The sequence below is a fragment of the Pseudomonadota bacterium genome, from assembly GCA_039815145.1.
Lineage (GTDB): Bacteria > Pseudomonadota > Gammaproteobacteria > Steroidobacterales > JBCBZW01 > JBCBZW01.
The window spans coordinates 1-17,196 of the sequence record JBCBZW010000047.1 but is presented as its reverse complement, the minus strand read 5'-3'; the positions used below and the strand labels follow the sequence as shown (position 1 = coordinate 17,196).

The window sequence follows — 17,196 nt, the reverse complement described above, 5'->3', positions numbered from 1 at the left end:
GCACCCAGTTCACCGCCCAGAAGGTAACCCAAGGACGAACCATGCACACCACTCACACAATTCCCTCGCTCGCCCTCGGCCTCGCCGTGTTGGCCGTTGCCGCCAACGTGCACGCGGAAGACCGCGAGTACGTCGAGATCTTGAAGCCCTCCACGGGCTTCAACTCCGACTGCAACCAGCCGATCTTCAACCTCCCCGCCCCGTTGCCGCCGGACATTCACTTCGACTTCATCGGGCTCCACAACCCCGCCACTGCGCCGGGTGACCCCGGCAACGACGCCCTGCCGCTCACGCCGGACAGCTGCGTGGACGACCTCGACCAGGAGGTCGCCACCACCACCAACGCGGACTTCCGTGCCGCCAACGGCTTCCCCGACGCCGACGAGCGCCTGAAGAACCGGCGCAGCAACGAGGTGCCGATGCCGACGCTCCTCGACGGTGTGCGCATCGCTGCGCCGCCCGAGGGCGCGCTGGGGGCCCCCTTCCCCACCACCCACAGCATCCCCGCTGACGCCATGACCCTCGGCGAGTTCCGCGACGTACGCGGGTTCATGCGGGTGACCTGCCGCGACGACGGTACGGGCGCGGTCGACATTCGCGTGTTCGGCTATCGCCCCAACGCCCTCGTCACCGTCTGGGCCGTCTGGTACGCCACCCCTCCCGGCGCACCTGGCGCGACCATCATTCCCCTGCCCTTCGGCGGTGTGCCGAACCTGCTGGCGATCAACAACCGCGGCAACGGCGTCTTCTCGCGCGAGCTCGGCTACTGCCCGATGGATGTGACGGAGAACGGTGACCAGCTGTTGGTCGTAGATCTGGCGGAGCACTGGGACGGCTCCACCTACGGGGCCCTGCCGGATCAGCCGATCACCGAGTACGATTTTCTCCTCGACCCCGCCGATCCCGAGTCGGCCTTCCGCAGCTACGTCGGCGGTACGGTGACGATGAACCGTGGCGTATTTCGGATGCGAGCTGAGTAGCTACCTATGAGGGAGGCTGTGCCACCCGTCGTGGTGGCACAGCCGAGAGCATGTTCGATGCGAGGGCTGGCGGTATCTCGCGACTACGTCGGCCTCAGGACCAGAGAATAGTCCCCTCGCCCCGCATGGAACGGCGCCGCCTCAACGACACCATGTTCGGCGAGCGCCAGTTCCATGCGACGCAGAAGATCCATCGCCACTCGCGCTGGCTGCGCCATCCGGCGCCTCACCCTAACGCTGACCTTCACCTTGTGCCGCGCCGCCAGAAAAGCGCGGGCACGACGTAACTTCACCTCGTAGTCATGCGAGGCGATCTCAGCCCGCAGGGTGATCTCTTTGGTGCTCGGGGATGCGCGCTGCCTTTGCGCCGATTGTCGCTGCTTGCTCGCCAGGTACTTGGCGCGCCCGTGGTCCATGATCTTGCACACGGGAGGATCGGCCTGGGGCGAGACCTCGACCAGATCGAGGCCGGCATCGGCGGCTGCTTCGAGGGCCGAAGCCGTGGTAACGACACCGCGGTGGGTGCCGTCAGAATCCACTAGGCGGATGCGACTGTGGGGAATGCGTTGGTTGCGTCGTGGGTCTGTTGTGACGGGCGACCCGCCCGAATCGGGTTTGTTGACTATGGTGCGTACCTCGATGGGTGGCTAAACAAAGCGCTTCGATCAGCTCGATGGGGGAGCTCGAACGAAGCGGGGGCGACCATACACGACTTCGTGGAGGTGCGACAAGCGCCTGGCCCTACATGAGATCTAGTAACGCCTGATGACGCGGAATCTGTACCTTGGCAGCGCACGCTGCAGGGCATCCGCCTGAGAGGACCAGTAGCTGGCCAGGCCATCCCAGAGCTGCTTGCGCAGGGTATCCGAACGCCAGCCACTGGCGGTCAACCTGAACTCATGCACCTCCTGGGAGGGAACCGCTTCGAGATAAGCCATCATGATGCGCAGGGTCGCCGTCATCAGGTTGGGTGTCCTGTCCAACTCCTTGAAGAGCTCCTTCGCGTTCTCGCTGTGGGGGGTCATCTTCACCTTGTAGGCAAAGTTCACGGCGTAGCCATCCTCCCACTCCTTCACCTCGAGCACCTCGACGTCGAAGAGCACCACCTTCATGTACATCTTGAACAGTTTATTCACGGGCTCCGTGTGCAGGATGCTGGTGGGATCCCTAGGCGTGGGCATGCCGCCCAGCGTGAGCATTTCGCGGTAGTAGGCGAGCTTCACCTCCTCGGCCGTGGGCGCCGTGTACTCGCCCGGCACCTTCAGCACACCGGGCTTCACCATGAGCTCGCGTTCTCGGGGCGAGTAGCGGGCGTAGAACACGGCCTCGTCGAGCTCCGCCCGACGCGTATCGGCGAGAGCGCTCACCTCGGCGCCGAAGCCCGACCGGAAGTCGCTGGGCACGACGAGGATGTCGGCGACGAGTTCGTCCACCTCATCGAAGTCCTCGATCGAGGCAAGGCGCTTCTTAAGCTGAGGCAAGGCCTCAGCGCGGTCCTTCTCACGGCGGGCGTTCAAGCGCTCGATGAACTCCTTGTAGGCCGGGCGGTAGGAGGCTCTGCCCGTAATGGCCTGGGCCCGCGCGTAGAGCGCACTGCCGGCGAGCACGGCGTCTAGGCCCTTGCCGAGGCGCTTGATCTCGCCGGTCAATGGCTTCAGGTGCGTATCGAGCAGACGATCGAGCGCGCGGTTGAGCTCGCTGCCCACGGCCTTACGATCGTCCTGGCCGATGTGGTCGAGGAGGCCGTCCTGGGCCAGCCACCAATCCGCGAGCAAGCTCGCCCCGTCGGCCCCCTGAGCCAGGGTGGCAATCGCCGCGTCGAGGCGAGCCTCGAGAACAGGCCGGGCGCGAGAGGCTCGGGAAGCGCCGATCCATCCGTTGATCGCATTGAACTGCGAAGGCCACAGGTGAGCCAGGTGGTCGGCGGCCGCCTCCTCCCAACCCGCCAGGCGCAGAAAGGTCAGCTGGTCGATCGGTTGCTCGGCGAGCATCGCCTCGACACCATCGGCGTAGCGACGGGCCTGGGCCTGAAGGTAGTAGCGGGACAGGGTGCGAGGGAAGTAGCGCTCGAACTCCGAGTCGATCCAGCCTACGAACTCCTGGGACAGGCCGTTGCCTCGCAACTGCTCGAGCATCTTGACGATTCGCCAACGATCCCCGGCGGACCACTCGACCGGCGTCTGACCGAAGGCCGCCAGCGTGGCCTCGTCGCTGAACAGGTTGGTACCGGCGTTAGGCCAGCGCTCGAGCACGATCTGATCGTCCACCAACAGCTCGGGCACCTCTTCGCCCAGACGATACGCCCAGGCGATCAAGCGCTCGGGCGTGGTGGTGACGTCCGGCAATGCACGTTCCCGGGTGGCGGCAGTCAGCGGTGGGACGGGCAGCGCAGGCGTACTATCGGCGCGGCGGCCTTCGTCTTCAGAGGGTGTGGGTGGCGTTGGCTGCTGCCTAACCGTGGCACGGTCCGCTCTGGTTCGCGAGCGGGCGGCATCCCTGCTACTGCTCTCCTCAGCCGCCAGCGCTTTGCGCGCTTCGCGCGCTTCCTTGGCCGCCGCCACGGACGCTCGCTTGAATTCGTTGTATCGCTTCTGGGCATCCTTGTACGCCTGGTTGGCGGCCTCGTAGGCATCGCCCTCCGCCGCCTTACGGGCGGCCGCAGCGTCGCTCCGGGCCTGGGTCGCGTCCTTGAAGGCCTGCTGCATCCGGACCTCTTCGGCATTGGCGGCGTCGGCGGCCGCACGCAGCGCCTGCAGGGCCTCGCTTTCGGCGGGTGCGCTATCTTCCTCGGGCGCTGGCTCGGGCTTGCGCCGTCGCGCGTCGCGGCGCCCGTTGTCCGCGTCGCTTGCCTCACCCTTGTCTACCGTCTGCGCCTCGTCGGGCGCAGGCGCTTGCAAGGCGCGCAGCTGATTGACCTTGGTGAGGCGGTAGTCCGGGCGACCGCGGGCCAGGTTGACCTCTTCCCCTAACCGATCCATCAACGCTTCGGGTACCGCCCCGGGGCGCCACAGCATGACGGGCAAAAACACAGGCTGGAGAGGGGTGGGGAGTCTCTTGCGTGCTGCAGCCGTGTTGGGATTGAGCAGTTCACCGAAGAGCACATTTTCTCGAGCGTCGAAGAGAAGCCTCAGGGCCGCGGGGCGTAGGACGTCATCCCGCGGCTTGTTCACCCATTGCCAACCCGGACCAAAGCGCAGCTGGCCAGTCTGGGTGTTGACGATGGCGGGCAAGGTGGCCTCTGCAGAGATCTGCTCTGCCTGACGTTGCACGCGACCGAAGAACTGCGCACCTACCTCGGTCTCCTCGAAGCCGGGCGCGAGATAGAACAGCGGCTCGACCTGCAGCGTTGCCGAGACGGTCTGGTAGAAGCTGTCCGCAACCTCATCGCCCTGCAAGCGGTAGCCCGAGTCGTCGATCGAATCGAACAGCTTGCGCGTGCGGGACGTCTGGCGTCGCCAATCGGCCGACGCCTTCCCCTGCATGCGCATCTCACGCTGCTCTTGCGGCGTTGCCGCCTGAACGCTTGCTCGGTCTGGGCGACCACCGCGCCCGCCTCTGTGCGCCGAATCGGGAGCCGGCTGGAGATCGAGGCGAATACGCACCACGGAGGATCCGCCCTTGGCTGGTGTGGCCGCGAAGCCCTCCCACGCTCCATAGAGCTTGTCGAGGGCATCTGCCTTGGCACTGCCCTGCGCCCAGGTGAGTTCACCCCCGAGCGTAATGATGAGTAGGAATACCCCGATGAGTGTTCTTGAGTGTCCGTCCATTGACCCCAATCCTATGGTTAGTCACCACACAGGCGTGGCCCTCTGCTCGAGTCAGCGAGCCGCGTACCCCAATTCTCCACGAATGGCTGCGGCCGTCTCATCCATGCGCGAGAGCACGTTGCTGAAGCGCACATCCTCCCGAAGATCGTCGAAGAGCGGATCCAAGCGGAGTTCGCGAAGTACACGCCCGCGCCTTGCAGCATCCTCCAGCCAAGCGAGCGCACCCGCTGCGTCACCCTCCAGCATGCGCCAAGCGGCGGCCCCCAGCAGCTCCTCGTCCCGAAGCGGCACATCGTCGCTCGGCGACCAGCCTTCGAATCGCTCGTCCATCAGGGCGCGAAGGCTCCGCGCCTCGGGCTCTATTCCCAGCACGAAGATCGCCTGATGCAAAGGACGTGTATAACCTAGCGAAATCTTTGACTCCGTCAGGCCAAAGCGCTGGATACTCTCGCGTGCGTACGACTGCGCGAGCGAGGACACGCTTCCCCAGTAGGCGATATCGAAGGCGCTGATGCCAGCGTAGGTCAGCACCGTATTCTCATCGAGGCGTGCGATGGCGCCGGCGCGATCGCCACGCTCCAGGGCGACGGCCGCGTGCACGCCCCAGCCGTGGGGGGACTCCTCCAGCCAGGCGTCGGCACCGAGGCGCCAGAGGAGGTCGTTGCGCCGCTGGGTCATCAGCGGTTCTCGCGGGTTCTGTTGCCAGGCGCGATCGAGCATTGCGTAGGCACGCTCGTACTGCCCCACCTGCCCGAGGGCAAAGCCCAACGCGAACTGGGCCGCCACATGCTCGGGATTCCAGCGGTAGATCTTCTCCGCGAGGGCGATGGCGGCCGCCTCCTCCCGGTTGTACAGGTGCGCCTGCACCAGCGCCCCGGAGATCACCGGCGAGAGCGGATCCAACAGCACGGCCCGCCGGAAGGCCTCGTGAGACTCGTGCGGGCTACCCAACATGCCGAGGGCTGCGGCGCGCCGAAACTGCGCCTCAGCGGTGTTCGGCGCCCGCCTCAAGGCCTGGTCGGCCAAGCTTAAGGAACGCTCGGGATCGCCCTCCATCATGGCCAGAAGGGCCGCCGCCGTGAGGGCCTCCACCGACTCCGGCGCCAAGGCGGTGGCCGTACGCAGGTGAGCCGCGGCCTGCGCGCGCGCTTCGTCGATCGGCGCGTTCAGGGCCTGCACCGACAGCAAGCGCCCCAGGGCCAGGGCCGCATGGCTGGCGGCGAAGTCCGGCGCCGCCGCGACGGACTGCGAGAGCAACGTCAGGCCCTCGCGCACCCCGTCCGCCGTGCGGGTACGCACCAATTCGCGCCCGCGCAAGAACTGCTCGTAGGCCTTCAAGTCGATGTCACCGCGGGGCGCGAACGGCGTCGGTGTCGCCTCCACGCCGATCGCCGCGCTGAGCACCTCGAGCACCTGCTGGGAGATCTCGTGCTGCACATCGAACACCTGTTCGACGTCGAAGGGGCGATTCCAGCTCTTCGACAGCACGTGGATGCCGTCGTCCGCGCGGATCAACTGCACGGTGATGCGAAGTTTCTCGCCGGCGGTGCGGACCGATCCCTCCATCACGTAGTCGACGCCCAGCGCCTGCGCGATGTCGCGCACGTCCCGCTCGGCGCCGCGAAAGCGGAAGGCGGAGGTGCGAGAGGCCACCCGCAGCTGCGTCGACTGGGCGAGCTCGTTGAGGATCTCCTCGGCGAGCCCGTCGGCGAACCAGCCCTGATCGCCGCCCGGGGACATGTCGTCCAAGGGCAGTACGGCGATGGCGGGGACCGTGTTCTCGGCGATCAGCGCCGGCGCCTCCTGCTGCTGCGGCGGCCGCCAGAAGAACCCTGCGGCCGCGATGGCCAGGACGATCGCCGCCGCGATGGCGACGCGCGGCAAGACCGGTGATGGGCGATCCGGGCTCGGCGTGGCCTCGCCGACCGGGGCGGCAGTCCGCGGCTCCGCCTGCACGGCGGGCAGGAACCGGTAGCCGCGCGCATGGACGTTCTCGATGGCCCAGGGGGATTTAGCATCGTCGCCGAGGGCGCGTCGAATCTCCTTGATCGCCGTCGTCAGCACCGCGTCCGTGACGGGCACGTTGCCCCAGCCGATCTCAATGAGCTCCCGCTTGCTGAGCAACTCACCGGGTCGACGCATCAACGCATGCAGCAAGCGAAGGTGCTTGGGCCGAAGCTCGCGCGCGGCCCCAGCGTATTCCAAACGCTCCGCGGCGATGTCCAGGAGGATTTCGCCCGATCTGAGAACTTCTTGTTCTTCAGTCATTTAACAGTGCGGCAGGCCCAACGACACAACTGACAGCATTGTGTCAGAACTCGTTCATGCTTGCTGCGACCGGAAGCGCAGAGGATGCCCCCCGTCCAACACGAACACCCACAAGGGGGAACACGACATGACACGCACTTCTCTTCCGCTCGCCCTCGCCGCCTGCGCTTCGCTGGCGAGCCTCTCAGCCCTGGCCCAGGAGACCGTCACCATCGAGTACTCGCAGGGCGGGTACTCGAGCGGCGGCACCATCGAAGGCGTCCTGAGCGGCACCGATCTGGACGGCGACGGTCGCCTGTACGCGGTGTCGCGCTTCATCTCCGACGTCTTCGGCCTGCCCTTCGGCAATGAGGTGGACTACGCCGAGATCACCTTCACCGGCTTCAACCTCGAGGCGCCGGTAACGATCGTTTATGACAAGTCCGTCGCCGACATGGAGGCCTTCGAGAACGCCTTCATGGGCTTCGCCTACAACATCGACGGCGGTCCCATCGGCGATCAGGTCGACGAGGGCATCTCCCTGGCCGTATTCGCGCCGAGCACCAACTGGTGGATGGGCGAGTTCTTCAACTTCATCGCCAACCCCGTGCCGGTGTCGGACGTCATGCTCACGCCCTGCGGTGAAGGCGAGGCCTGCGCTGGCGTCCTGGGGTTGGTCCCGAACCCGGAGTTCCCCGACGGCATCGAACTGGTCTACAGCGATTACAGCAACGAGCCCATCGCCACGCAGGTGGTGGAGGAGATGACCGATCGCGTCTTCGCCGTGAGCGTGCGCACGAACACGGGCGATACCTTCGCTGACTGCCTGCGCTTCGATGAGATGGGCAGCCTCACCGTGGACGGCTTAGGCGCCACGCTGACCACGCGGCAGACGCGCCTCGACAGCTCACCGACGGCGTTCCAGGCCACCTCGCGCACCGGCGCCCCCCTCGCCCTTGCGCTCAGCGGTCGAACCCGGGGAGAGGATGAGATCGTGGGCAACGGGGTGAACGAGTTCGGCAGTACGTTCGTCTTCAACGGCAGCGAGAACCCCGCCTGCGTGGTGGGCCCGGTGCGCTGGCACCACTAGGCGCTGACGGGAGGGGCGGTTCACGCGAGCCGCTCCTCCCCACCACGACGTTTCGGTTGACGTTGAACTCCCTTACAGGCGCCATTGGAACTACCAAATACTGATGCCTAGCACGTCGATTCTTGCCAGGCAGTTGGGCGCGTCAGAAGGCGCGGCGCTAGCGAGGCGCTTCGCTCACGCGGGTTATCGAGCGTTGCCAGCTACGACATCATCGACGACCGCTTGCGGTTTACGGCTGGCCCCGAACACTACGAGTTCCAAGTGGTCACGTCGGGCGACGCCACCTTCGGATACCGGCTACGGAACGGGAAGACGGCTGCCGCTTGGCGCATCACGACGCGTGACGGCAGCGAGGTGGAGTTCGCCACCACAAGGGAGCTTGCCGAGCACGGCATAACGCCGATCACAGGGCCCGAGCTACGCCAATTGATCGAGGGTCATCGCCTGACGATGCTCAAGCGTAGCGACGGCGAGCTGTACGAGATCGAATTCGGGCCGGACGGCCAGAGCCGACTTTGGGACAGCACGGGAAGGCACCTTGGCGAACGCCACTACTCGGTGTTCCAAAATCAGCTCGTGATGGAGATCGAGGACCGCGCTTCCTACGTGAGCGTCTTCCACACACCGCTTGGATTCCTGGCGGCTCGCAGCATCGATGATGGGGCGGTCGACTGGGAACTACTGTCGCGCGAATAGTCCGCGGCTACGCGTCGCTACCGCTCGGGAGGTTTAAGTCTCCCGAAGCGCAGGTAAAGCCGGTCCAACAGCCACAACTGCACCCGCCCGGTGATCGGCCCCGTCACCACGGCCCACAGACCATACACCAAGCGCCCCAGCATCACCGGCAGATCCGTCGACGCAGACAAGCGCCGCCCCGCCCAAATCGCCAGCACGGTTGCCAGCAGCAGGAGCACCGCCCCGGCACCGTTCAGCAGCACGGCGTTAGCGCTGAAGGCCCCCACAAGGGCGGCGACGACGGCAGTGCCAATCCCCGCAATCCAACTCGCCTGACGAAGACGTTCGCTGGCCAACCACGGTTTGAAGCGCCGCCGTGCAGACACTGCCAGCACCTCGCGCAGATGCTCACGGGCGGCGTAATCGCGCAGCACCTCCTGTACCGCCAGGAAGTCCCAATCGTCCGACGGCGCTTCGCCATCGGTCAGCGCCGTAAGCGAGGCGTCCTCCCGGAAGGCATGTTCGGCCATGCGATATCCACTCAACATGAGCGTGAGTGACTCGGACTCGTGGAAGGCGTCGTAGTCCGTGCGCACGGCGGCCAGCGCCCGTTGGATACCGATGGGGATCTCGTACTCGGTCTCCTGGTGTTCGACCAGCTCTTCGCCCCGCTCCTGGGCGCGGTCCTCGACCAGGGACAGGGGATCGTCACACCCTACCCAGTCGATGGGCGTGACCGGCAGATCCTTGCGCAGATGCACCACCATCAGCCCCCGCAGCAGACCTGAGCGACGCCGGCCTTCCAGATGTTCCGTGGACAGCTGCAGGGCACGGGCGCGCAGGATGATATTGGCACGACGGCGTGCCGCGAGGCGGCCGACGCTCGGGGCATCGACGCTGTCGATGGGGCCCGTGCCGTCGCTGACCAGCATCACCTGGCAGTCGCGCTCGAGGAGCGCCGAGATGCCCTGGGTATCCGTCACCCCGCCGTCCACCAGGCGCACGTCGACCCCGGGGTAGAGCCCTTTCAATGACAGCGGCTCCGTGCGTCCAGGCACGGATGCCGACGCCGCCACCGCGTACCCCAGGCGAACGCTCCGCACCCCCTCCGGCGCCTCCGCATAGTTCACCCGTCGCAATTGATAGCTGGAGTCGACATGAGTATTGATGCTACCCGGAGGCTCGCCCATGGAGTCGGGAGTGAACTGCCAGTTGTGGCCCGTGTTCAGGGTGGTGGCGTTGATCACCAGCTCCGGCACCTTGGCGGCGCGACGCCAGTTGTCGTGCTTCGCCTCGAAGGTGGCGCCTTGGGCCGTGCCGTAGGGACGCACGTCGAGGTCCGGCATGTAGATCGGATCGCGCTTGCCGCGGCGACGCTGGGGCTGCCCCGCCTCCTCCGCGATCCGCGAGAAGAGCATCTCCTCGAGCAGCTCGCCCGTACGCATGGTGCGGTTGTAGCTCGGGCCGAGGAGCTTGGCGTTGGTCACGGGGTCGATATTGAGGCGCCCGCGAAGGTTGCGACGCACGCCGTCCTGGAAGTGGCGTTCCAGGCGCCGCACGAGGGCGATGTAGTCCTCGCGGGTGATCTCCGCATCCGCCTTGGCCTCGAGCAACTCCTTCAGCAGCAGGTAGTAGTGGGTGCCGACGATGGCGCCGCCGGCTACGCAGGAGAGCACCTCCACATGGCGCAGCACGTCGAGCTCCGCCAAGCGCGCTAATACGCCGATGTGGTAGAGCGCGGCCCGGAAGCCACCGCCCGACAGGGCGAGGCCTACCCGCCCTGCGTAGGCGCCGCGCACGGCCTGCGAGTGCTCGCCCAGGAATTCCCTTAGCACCTTGCCTGCCTGCGAACGCGAGAAGGCCGGGACACTGCCCGTGTCGCCGCTCTGCATCCGGGCCACCGCGGTCAACTGGCGTACCGTCGCCTGATACTGCCAAGCGGAGACGCCGAGTTCGCGCAACTTCTCCAGCCAGGGCCCGGCCTGCTCGAACTGGCCGAGGCCGAACAGCGCTTCGGCGATGGTGGTGTAGAGGCGCCAGCGATCGGCGACGGACTCCTTGGCTTCCGTGAGCGGCGAGAGGGTCTCCACCAGTTCCTCGCGAATCGCCTGCGTCTCCTCGGCGCGGGCCGAGGCCATGTCCGAGCTGCCACCGGCGGAGGCCGCCTCGCGACGCTCCACCTCGCCGAGCTGGTCGAGCACGAAGGCCGCGTTGATGCCGGACTGGCCGAGGTCGTGCTCCGGCCCTTCCTCGTAGGCGCGAAGGTAGTAGGTCAACGCGCGCTCCAGGTTTTCCTTGTGACCGTCCAGGCGCCAGCGACGCTTGAAGACGGCGCCCGCCAAGGAGAGCGTGCGTTGGTTGCGCGTGTTCTTCAGGCCACAGCGCTCTTCCAGGATGGCGAGGGCACCCTCCAGGCGCGCGTCCACCGGGAGTTCCGTATCGTTGTAGGTGGCGAGGGCCTGGCGCTGGGCGAGTTCCAAGCGGGCCTTCGGATCCTCCACGACGCGACCACGCGCCCGCGCCAGCAAACGGCGCGCATAGCTCCACTCGCGCAGGTCGAGGAGCACCTTGCTTAAGCTATCGATCTCCTCGTGGCTTATCTTCGACGCGTGGAGCAGCGACTTCGCGCGGCGGCGATACTCAGGCGCCTGCGCGCGCAGCTGTACGTCTTCGAAGAGCATGGGTGCTCAGTCGTGGCCCGCCGGGCCGCCGGCACCGAAACCGCGCGGCGCCCACACCACCATGCAGCTGTGGATGGCGATGTCCGCGGACTTCGGCCGGATCGGCAGCTCCTCTACCTCCACGGCCGCCTCGTCGGCCTGCGCCTCCAGTTCCGCGACGGCCGCCTTCGCCTCCTTCTCCAGGTCGCGCATCTCGGCCTTGATGGCCTTGACGTTCTCCTTCGCCCGCTTCACGTCGCCGCGCTGCTTGGCGGCGTTGCTCATCTCGCGAGACACCGTCGACAGCTTGCGCCGCCGCTTGCGCCCCACGAGCATCGAGAGCATCGTGCCGCCCATGCTGGCCAGGGCGCCCATCGAACTGCCGCTCGCCTGCTGCGCCTCGCGCTCCACGGCCTGCTTCGCCTTGCGCACCTTCTCTTCGAGGCGCTCGAGCTTGATGGCGAACTTCTCCCGCGTCTTGGCGATGGCCAAGTCGCGTTCTTCGTGCTGCACGTGGACCAGGCGCGAGACGAAGTGGGCCTCGGTCTCGTCCAGTTCGGAGATCGCCTTGGGATCGGTGCAGCGGTAGAGCGTGAGCGGCTGTTGCGTGCGCAACCAGAACTTGAAAGCGCGCTGGTGCTTGGTGAGGGCCTTGGAGTCGCCGCTGTCGACGTCGGCGAAGCTCACCTGCTCGGGCGCGTCGTGGGCGAGGAGCGAGGCGTCGCCGTCGAAGGGCACGGCGTCCTCCCAGGAGAGGCCACCGGGCACGTCCGGGTCGATGCGGGTGAGCCAGGCGTGGTCGACGATCGTGTCGATCTTGTAGCGCACGCTGTGGTAGCTCACGTCGGCGAGCCCGAGGACGTAGGGCACGTACTCCACCGCGGGCTCACTCGCCCCGCGCGGCGCGAAGCGCATCTCCACGCCCTTGGGGGCGATGGGCGCCGAGGTGGTGGCGGTGTCCGTGGCCGTCGGCGCCGTAGTGGCGGGGGCTGCCAGCGCTGCCGCCGGCGTTGCCACGTGCCCACGTTCGGCCTTGATCGGCGCCATCACGCGCTCGATCTGATCACGGGTCAGCGGGCCCGGCAGGTAGCTCATCACCCAGCGCGTCTCGAAGATCACCGGGCCGTTCTCGTGTACGTTGTGCAGGAGGAAGCGGCGCTTGCCCAGACCAGAGATGGTCTGCATCAGTTCGTTGGTGTCGAGGTTGGCCGAGCCGTCCGCGCTCTCGAGTCCATCGCGCACGCGCATCTTGTCGCGCTCGGTCTGCAGACGCCCGATCATCCACGTGCCCATGTTGGAGAGGGCGCGGTAGTCGAGATCGATGGGGTTCTGCGTCGCGAGCACCAAACCGACGCCATAGGCACGGGCCTGCTTGAGGAGCGTCAGGAACAGGGTCTTGGCCGGCGGGTTGGCCACGGGCGGCAGGTAGCCGAACACCTCGTCCATGTACAGCACGGCGCGCAGGCTGGTGGTGCCGGGCTGGGCGCGCATCCAGGCGATCAACTGCGTGAGCAGGCGACACACCACGAACATGCGCTCCTCATCGCCCAGGTGCGCGATGTATACCACGGACACCTTCGGCTTGCCGTGCTCGGTGTAGAGCAGGTTCTCCGCCTGCAGGGGCTCGCCCTGCATCCACGCGGAAAAGCCCGGCGAGGCGAGGAGCGAGTTCATGCGCATCGCCAGGTCGAAGCGGTCCTTCTCAGGATAAAAGGTGTCGAGGGCCATCACGCCGAGCATCTCGAACGGCGGACGCTGCACCTGATGGATCAGATCGGCGAGCGTCGGCGACTTGCCCTCGGTCCAGGCCGTCTGGAGGATCTGGCTCAGAAGTAGGTGCTCGCGACTGGTGAGCGGATCGACATCCAGGCCCAAGAGCATCAGCAGGGCGGAGACGGTGCTGGTGAGGCGCTCGCGACGGGTCTCGTCGTCCGTGCCCGCAGGCGGTGGCGCGAAGTCACCCAATACATCCAATGGGATACCCGCGGTGCTGCCCGGCGTGTAGACCGCGAAGTCAGCCGCTTCGCGCAGGCGCGTGATGCGATCCGGGTCCTGGCCCCAGCTCTTGAGGCCGCGTCGCCACAGGTCCGCCTGTTTGGTCGCGTACTCGTCCGGGGTGAGGCCCTTATCCGCAGCAGCGCGAGGGTTGACCCAGGGCGCAAAGCTCTCGCCGTCGAGGTCGGGGAAGGTGAGCATCAAGTTGCCGAGGTCACCCTTCGGGTCGATCGCGATCACCGGAATGCCATCGATCGCAGCCTCTTCGATGAGGCCCACGCCGAGACCCGTCTTACCACTGCCCGTCATGCCGATGATGGCGGCGTGGGTGGTTAGATCGCGTGACTCGTACAGGAGCGGCGCGGCAGCGGCGCCTTCGTCGTCACCCTGCTCCTGGCGGCCGAGATAGAACAGCCCCAGCTTCTCGTAGACTTGCGGATCCACGGATTCCCCTCATGCCGCCGTGTCCCCCGCGAGGCGCTTTTTACAGTGCCTCGCCACGGTGGCTTCTCGCGCGGAGTCTGCCCCAACCGGGGCCGGTGCTCAAACCGCGTTAGCTGCGCACCTGCGACAGGCGTAGCAGGGTAAATGTCAAGGCCGCCATCACGAGCAGCCCCGGCAGGGATCCCAGCGCGTCGGGGAGGAATGAGCCCACCGCGATCACGTTGGGATTCGACGTCAGCACGATCGGGATGGCCATGAAGATGCCCACGAGCGCCTCGCCGGTGATCAGACCGGCAGCGAACAGCATGCCGAAGCGCTGACGTCGCTCCGCCTCTTCCTGACTTGCCGAGACCCGTTCGTTGTATCGTTTCGCCATCTCGGCGACGATGCCACCGATGAAGATCGGCACGGAGAGCTCGAGGGGCAGGTAGATGCCCACCGCCACGGCCAACACGGGCGCTCGCCAGGCCGAGCCACGCGCCTTCAGCTGCAAGTCGAGGGCGATGATCGCCGCACCGATACCTGCCCCGATCGCCACCATGCCCCAGGGCAACCCGCCCCTGAACACACCCTGCGCCACCGACGCCATCAAGGTGGCTTGCGGCGCAAGCAGGGCATCGGGTTGATCAGCCGTCGGCTCACCGATGCCGTAGGCCTTGAGCAACAGGTTCAGGATGGGCGCCATCACCAACACGGCGGAAACCACGCCCACGCCCTGCATCAGCTGCTGACGCCACGGCGTCGCCCCCACGATGTAGCCCGCCTTGAGATCCTGCAGGTTATCGCCAGCAATAGCTGCCGCGGAGCACACCACCGCGCCGATCATGATCGCCGCCGCCGGGCCAACGGCCCCGTTAGCGCCCATCATCGCCGCCAGCAGGAGCGACGAGAACAGGATCGTGGCGATCGTGATACCCGAGATGGGATTGTTCGACGAACCCACCAGACCTGCCATGTAGGCCGCCACGGAGGAGAACAGGAAGCCCGCGACGATCATGATCACGGTCATCACGCCGCTGATCACCACATCGCCGGTGATGAAGAAATAGAGGATGGCGATGGGCACGATAAAGGCGGCGATCAGCGCCAGCACCACCTGCATCGGTGTGTCGCGCTCCGTGTGGTCTACCGCTGCGCCGCTGGCACCGCCCTTGGAGGCGGAGAGGCCGCTGCGCACGCCCGAGAGCAGGGAGCCACGCATGGAGATCAGGGCCCAGATGCCGCCGATGAGCATGGCACCCACGCCCAGGTAGCGAATCTTGCTGGTCCAAATGCGGAAGGCGACGTCCACGGCCGGGGCACCATCCGCCACCATGGCCGCGATCGCCGGATCGCCGTCGAGGAAGAAGGTGCTGTAGATCGGAATCGCCAGGTACCAGGAGATGGCGCCACCCGCGAACACGAGCACGGCGATGTTCAGGCCCACGATGTAACCCACGCTCAGCAGCGCCGGCGAGAGGTTGGTGCCGATATAGGCGATCGTGCTCTTGCCCGCGTAACCCGCCATCGCGGCCGAACCGGACCACAGGCGCAGGCCCGTCTCGGCGAGCTTGGTCAGGCCACCCGCCAGGGCAGCGATCACCAGGTAACGCATACCCGCGGCGGGATCGTCGCCCACCCGCAGCACTTCCGCCGTCGCCTTACCCTCCGGATAGGCGAGGTTCTCCTCCACGATCAGCGCACGTCGCAGGGGAACCGTGAACAGCACCCCGAGCAAGCCGCCCAGGCCCGCGATCACCGTCACCCACCAGTACTGAAACACCTGCCAGTAGTCGAGGATGATCAGCGCCGGGATGGTGAAGATGACGCCCGCCGCCACCGACTCCCCCGCCGAGGCGGAGGTCTGCACGATGTTGTTCTCGAGGATGTTCGAGTTCTTGAACATCCGCAGCAGGGCCATGGAGATCACCGCCGCAGGGATCGAGGCCGACACGGTCAGGCCCGCGAACAGGCCCAGGTAAGCGTTGGCGCCGGCCAGCACCATCGAGAGCAGCACACCCAGCACGATGGCTTTGGGCGTGAGCTGCGGCGGAATCCCCTGAGGCGACATGCAGTCTTCCTTGTGTGGTTGTCGTTCGTGCTTAGTGGATGCCGTGCATGCCCTTACGCAAGATCGGCGAGATGATCAGCATGCCCACGCCCACCACGATGCCGCTCCACATGAGGTACTCGAAGAGCCCCGTGTAGGTCGCCACCGTCTGGGCGGCCGTGAGCACCGCGTCGGGATCGCCCGTGTCGATCGCCGCCAGCTTGCCGAGGCGCGTGGCCACGGTCTCCGCCAGGGCCGTGGCCAGGAACCAGGTGCCCATGCTCACGCCCACCACGCGACCGATGGAGAGCTTGGTCACGGCGGACAGGCCCACCGGCGAGAGCGAGAGCTCTCCGGTGGTGTGCAGCAGGTAGGCGAGGATCAGCCAGATGGCCGCCACCTGGCCCTGCGCATCCGGGAACTGCGCACCCAGCACCAGGGCGCCGAAGCCGAGGCCCGCCTGGATGATGCCGAGGCCGAACTTCACCGGCGTGCTCGGCTCGAAGCCGGCGCGCCCCAGGGTGCTCCAGAGCCAGGCGAAGGGAATCGCCAGGAGCATGATGAAGAGCGCGTTGAGGGAGCCGAACTGGCTCGCCTTCCACTCGATGCCGAGGAAGTTGCGGTCGAGGGCGCGGTCGGCGAAGAGCGTCATGGAGCCCGCCGATTGCTCGAACAGGGCCCAGAACACGACGGTGGAGAGGATCAGCACCATCAACACCACCGTGCGCGAGAACTCCGGCGAGTTGAAGCGCATGAAGCCGAACACGATGAAGCCCACCAGCACGGCGATGGCCGCGTAGACCATGTACTCCGCCAAGCCTGCCGGCAGGGGCAGGAAGTGGGTCTCCACCAGGGCGGCGAGAATACCCAGCACGATCGAGACACCCGCCAGACCGTAGGCGATCTGACGCCCCTCCGCCTGCTGGTTCTCGTGCAGCATGGAGAACAGGATGATGCCGGTGATGGAGATGATCAGCATCACGTTCTGCGTGAGGTGGACCACGGGCTCCTTCTGCACCAGCAGCCAGATCACGCCGAGGGACAGGGCCGTCGCCAGGTAGATCACCCACTCGCGGCTCAAGGGCCCGAACACCTTCTCACGCAGGGCGTTCTCGTCGCCCGGGTCCGCGTGGCCGTGGAGGTATTTCTGCCCCCACAGGAAGGTGAACAGGCCCAGCACCATGCCGATGCCCGCGGCGCCGAAGCCGTACTTCCAGCCGAAGGCCTCACCGAGCCAGCCGCAGAGCAGGGTGGCGGTGAAGGAGCCGATGTTGATGCCCATGTAGAAGATGGTGAAGCCCGCGTCGCG

Annotated in this window: 10 protein-coding genes; 3 read left to right on the top strand and 7 right to left on the bottom strand. The window is 66.5% G+C overall.

Annotation, left to right across the window (positions count from 1 at the left end):
* Positions 1 to 41: 41 nt before the first annotated feature.
* Positions 42 to 980 carry a hypothetical protein gene (locus AAF184_13185; protein MEO0423290.1) on the top strand — a complete coding sequence of 313 codons (939 nt, stop codon included), beginning with the start codon at positions 42 to 44 and terminating at the stop codon, positions 978 to 980.
* A gap of 83 nt (positions 981 to 1,063) precedes the next feature.
* Here AAF184_13185 and infC read toward each other — a convergent pair whose 3' ends face one another.
* The 3 genes from infC to AAF184_13170 all read right to left on the bottom strand — a co-directional run bounded on the left by infC (position 1,064) and on the right by AAF184_13170 (position 7,015).
* A complete protein-coding gene (gene infC / locus AAF184_13180) occupies positions 1,064 to 1,606 on the bottom strand; it encodes a translation initiation factor IF-3 (protein ID MEO0423289.1) in 543 nt (180 codons plus the stop codon).
* Between the two features lie 126 nt (positions 1,607 to 1,732).
* Positions 1,733 to 4,747, bottom strand: coding sequence for a hypothetical protein (locus AAF184_13175; protein MEO0423288.1), 3,015 nt, complete (start codon positions 4,745 to 4,747; stop codon positions 1,733 to 1,735).
* A gap of 51 nt (positions 4,748 to 4,798) precedes the next feature.
* Complete coding sequence (locus AAF184_13170) at positions 4,799 to 7,015, bottom strand: winged helix-turn-helix domain-containing protein (protein ID MEO0423287.1); 2,217 nt, start codon at positions 7,013 to 7,015, stop codon at positions 4,799 to 4,801.
* A gap of 127 nt (positions 7,016 to 7,142) precedes the next feature.
* Between AAF184_13170 and AAF184_13165 the strand changes: the two genes are divergently transcribed.
* Positions 7,143 to 8,084, top strand: a complete 942-nt coding sequence (locus AAF184_13165; protein MEO0423286.1) for a hypothetical protein — start codon at positions 7,143 to 7,145, stop codon at positions 8,082 to 8,084.
* A gap of 222 nt (positions 8,085 to 8,306) precedes the next feature.
* Positions 8,307 to 8,780, top strand: coding sequence for a hypothetical protein (locus AAF184_13160; protein ID MEO0423285.1), 474 nt, complete (start codon positions 8,307 to 8,309; stop codon positions 8,778 to 8,780).
* A 17-nt stretch (positions 8,781 to 8,797) separates the two neighbouring features.
* On the opposite strand, the gene AAF184_13155 is transcribed toward AAF184_13160, so the two are convergent.
* The 4 genes from AAF184_13155 to AAF184_13140 form a co-directional block, all read right to left on the bottom strand.
* Complete coding sequence (locus AAF184_13155) at positions 8,798 to 11,440, bottom strand: patatin-like phospholipase family protein (GenBank protein ID MEO0423284.1); 2,643 nt, start codon at positions 11,438 to 11,440, stop codon at positions 8,798 to 8,800.
* A gap of 6 nt (positions 11,441 to 11,446) precedes the next feature.
* Complete coding sequence (locus AAF184_13150; protein ID MEO0423283.1) at positions 11,447 to 13,858, bottom strand: DUF87 domain-containing protein; 2,412 nt, start codon at positions 13,856 to 13,858, stop codon at positions 11,447 to 11,449.
* Positions 13,859 to 13,967: 109 nt separating this feature from the next.
* Positions 13,968 to 15,908, bottom strand: a complete 1,941-nt coding sequence (locus AAF184_13145; protein MEO0423282.1) for an oligopeptide transporter, OPT family — start codon at positions 15,906 to 15,908, stop codon at positions 13,968 to 13,970.
* A gap of 31 nt (positions 15,909 to 15,939) precedes the next feature.
* Positions 15,940 to 17,196 (bottom strand): oligopeptide:H+ symporter (locus tag AAF184_13140; GenBank protein MEO0423281.1); only part of this gene is annotated, 1,257 nt, incomplete at its 5' end.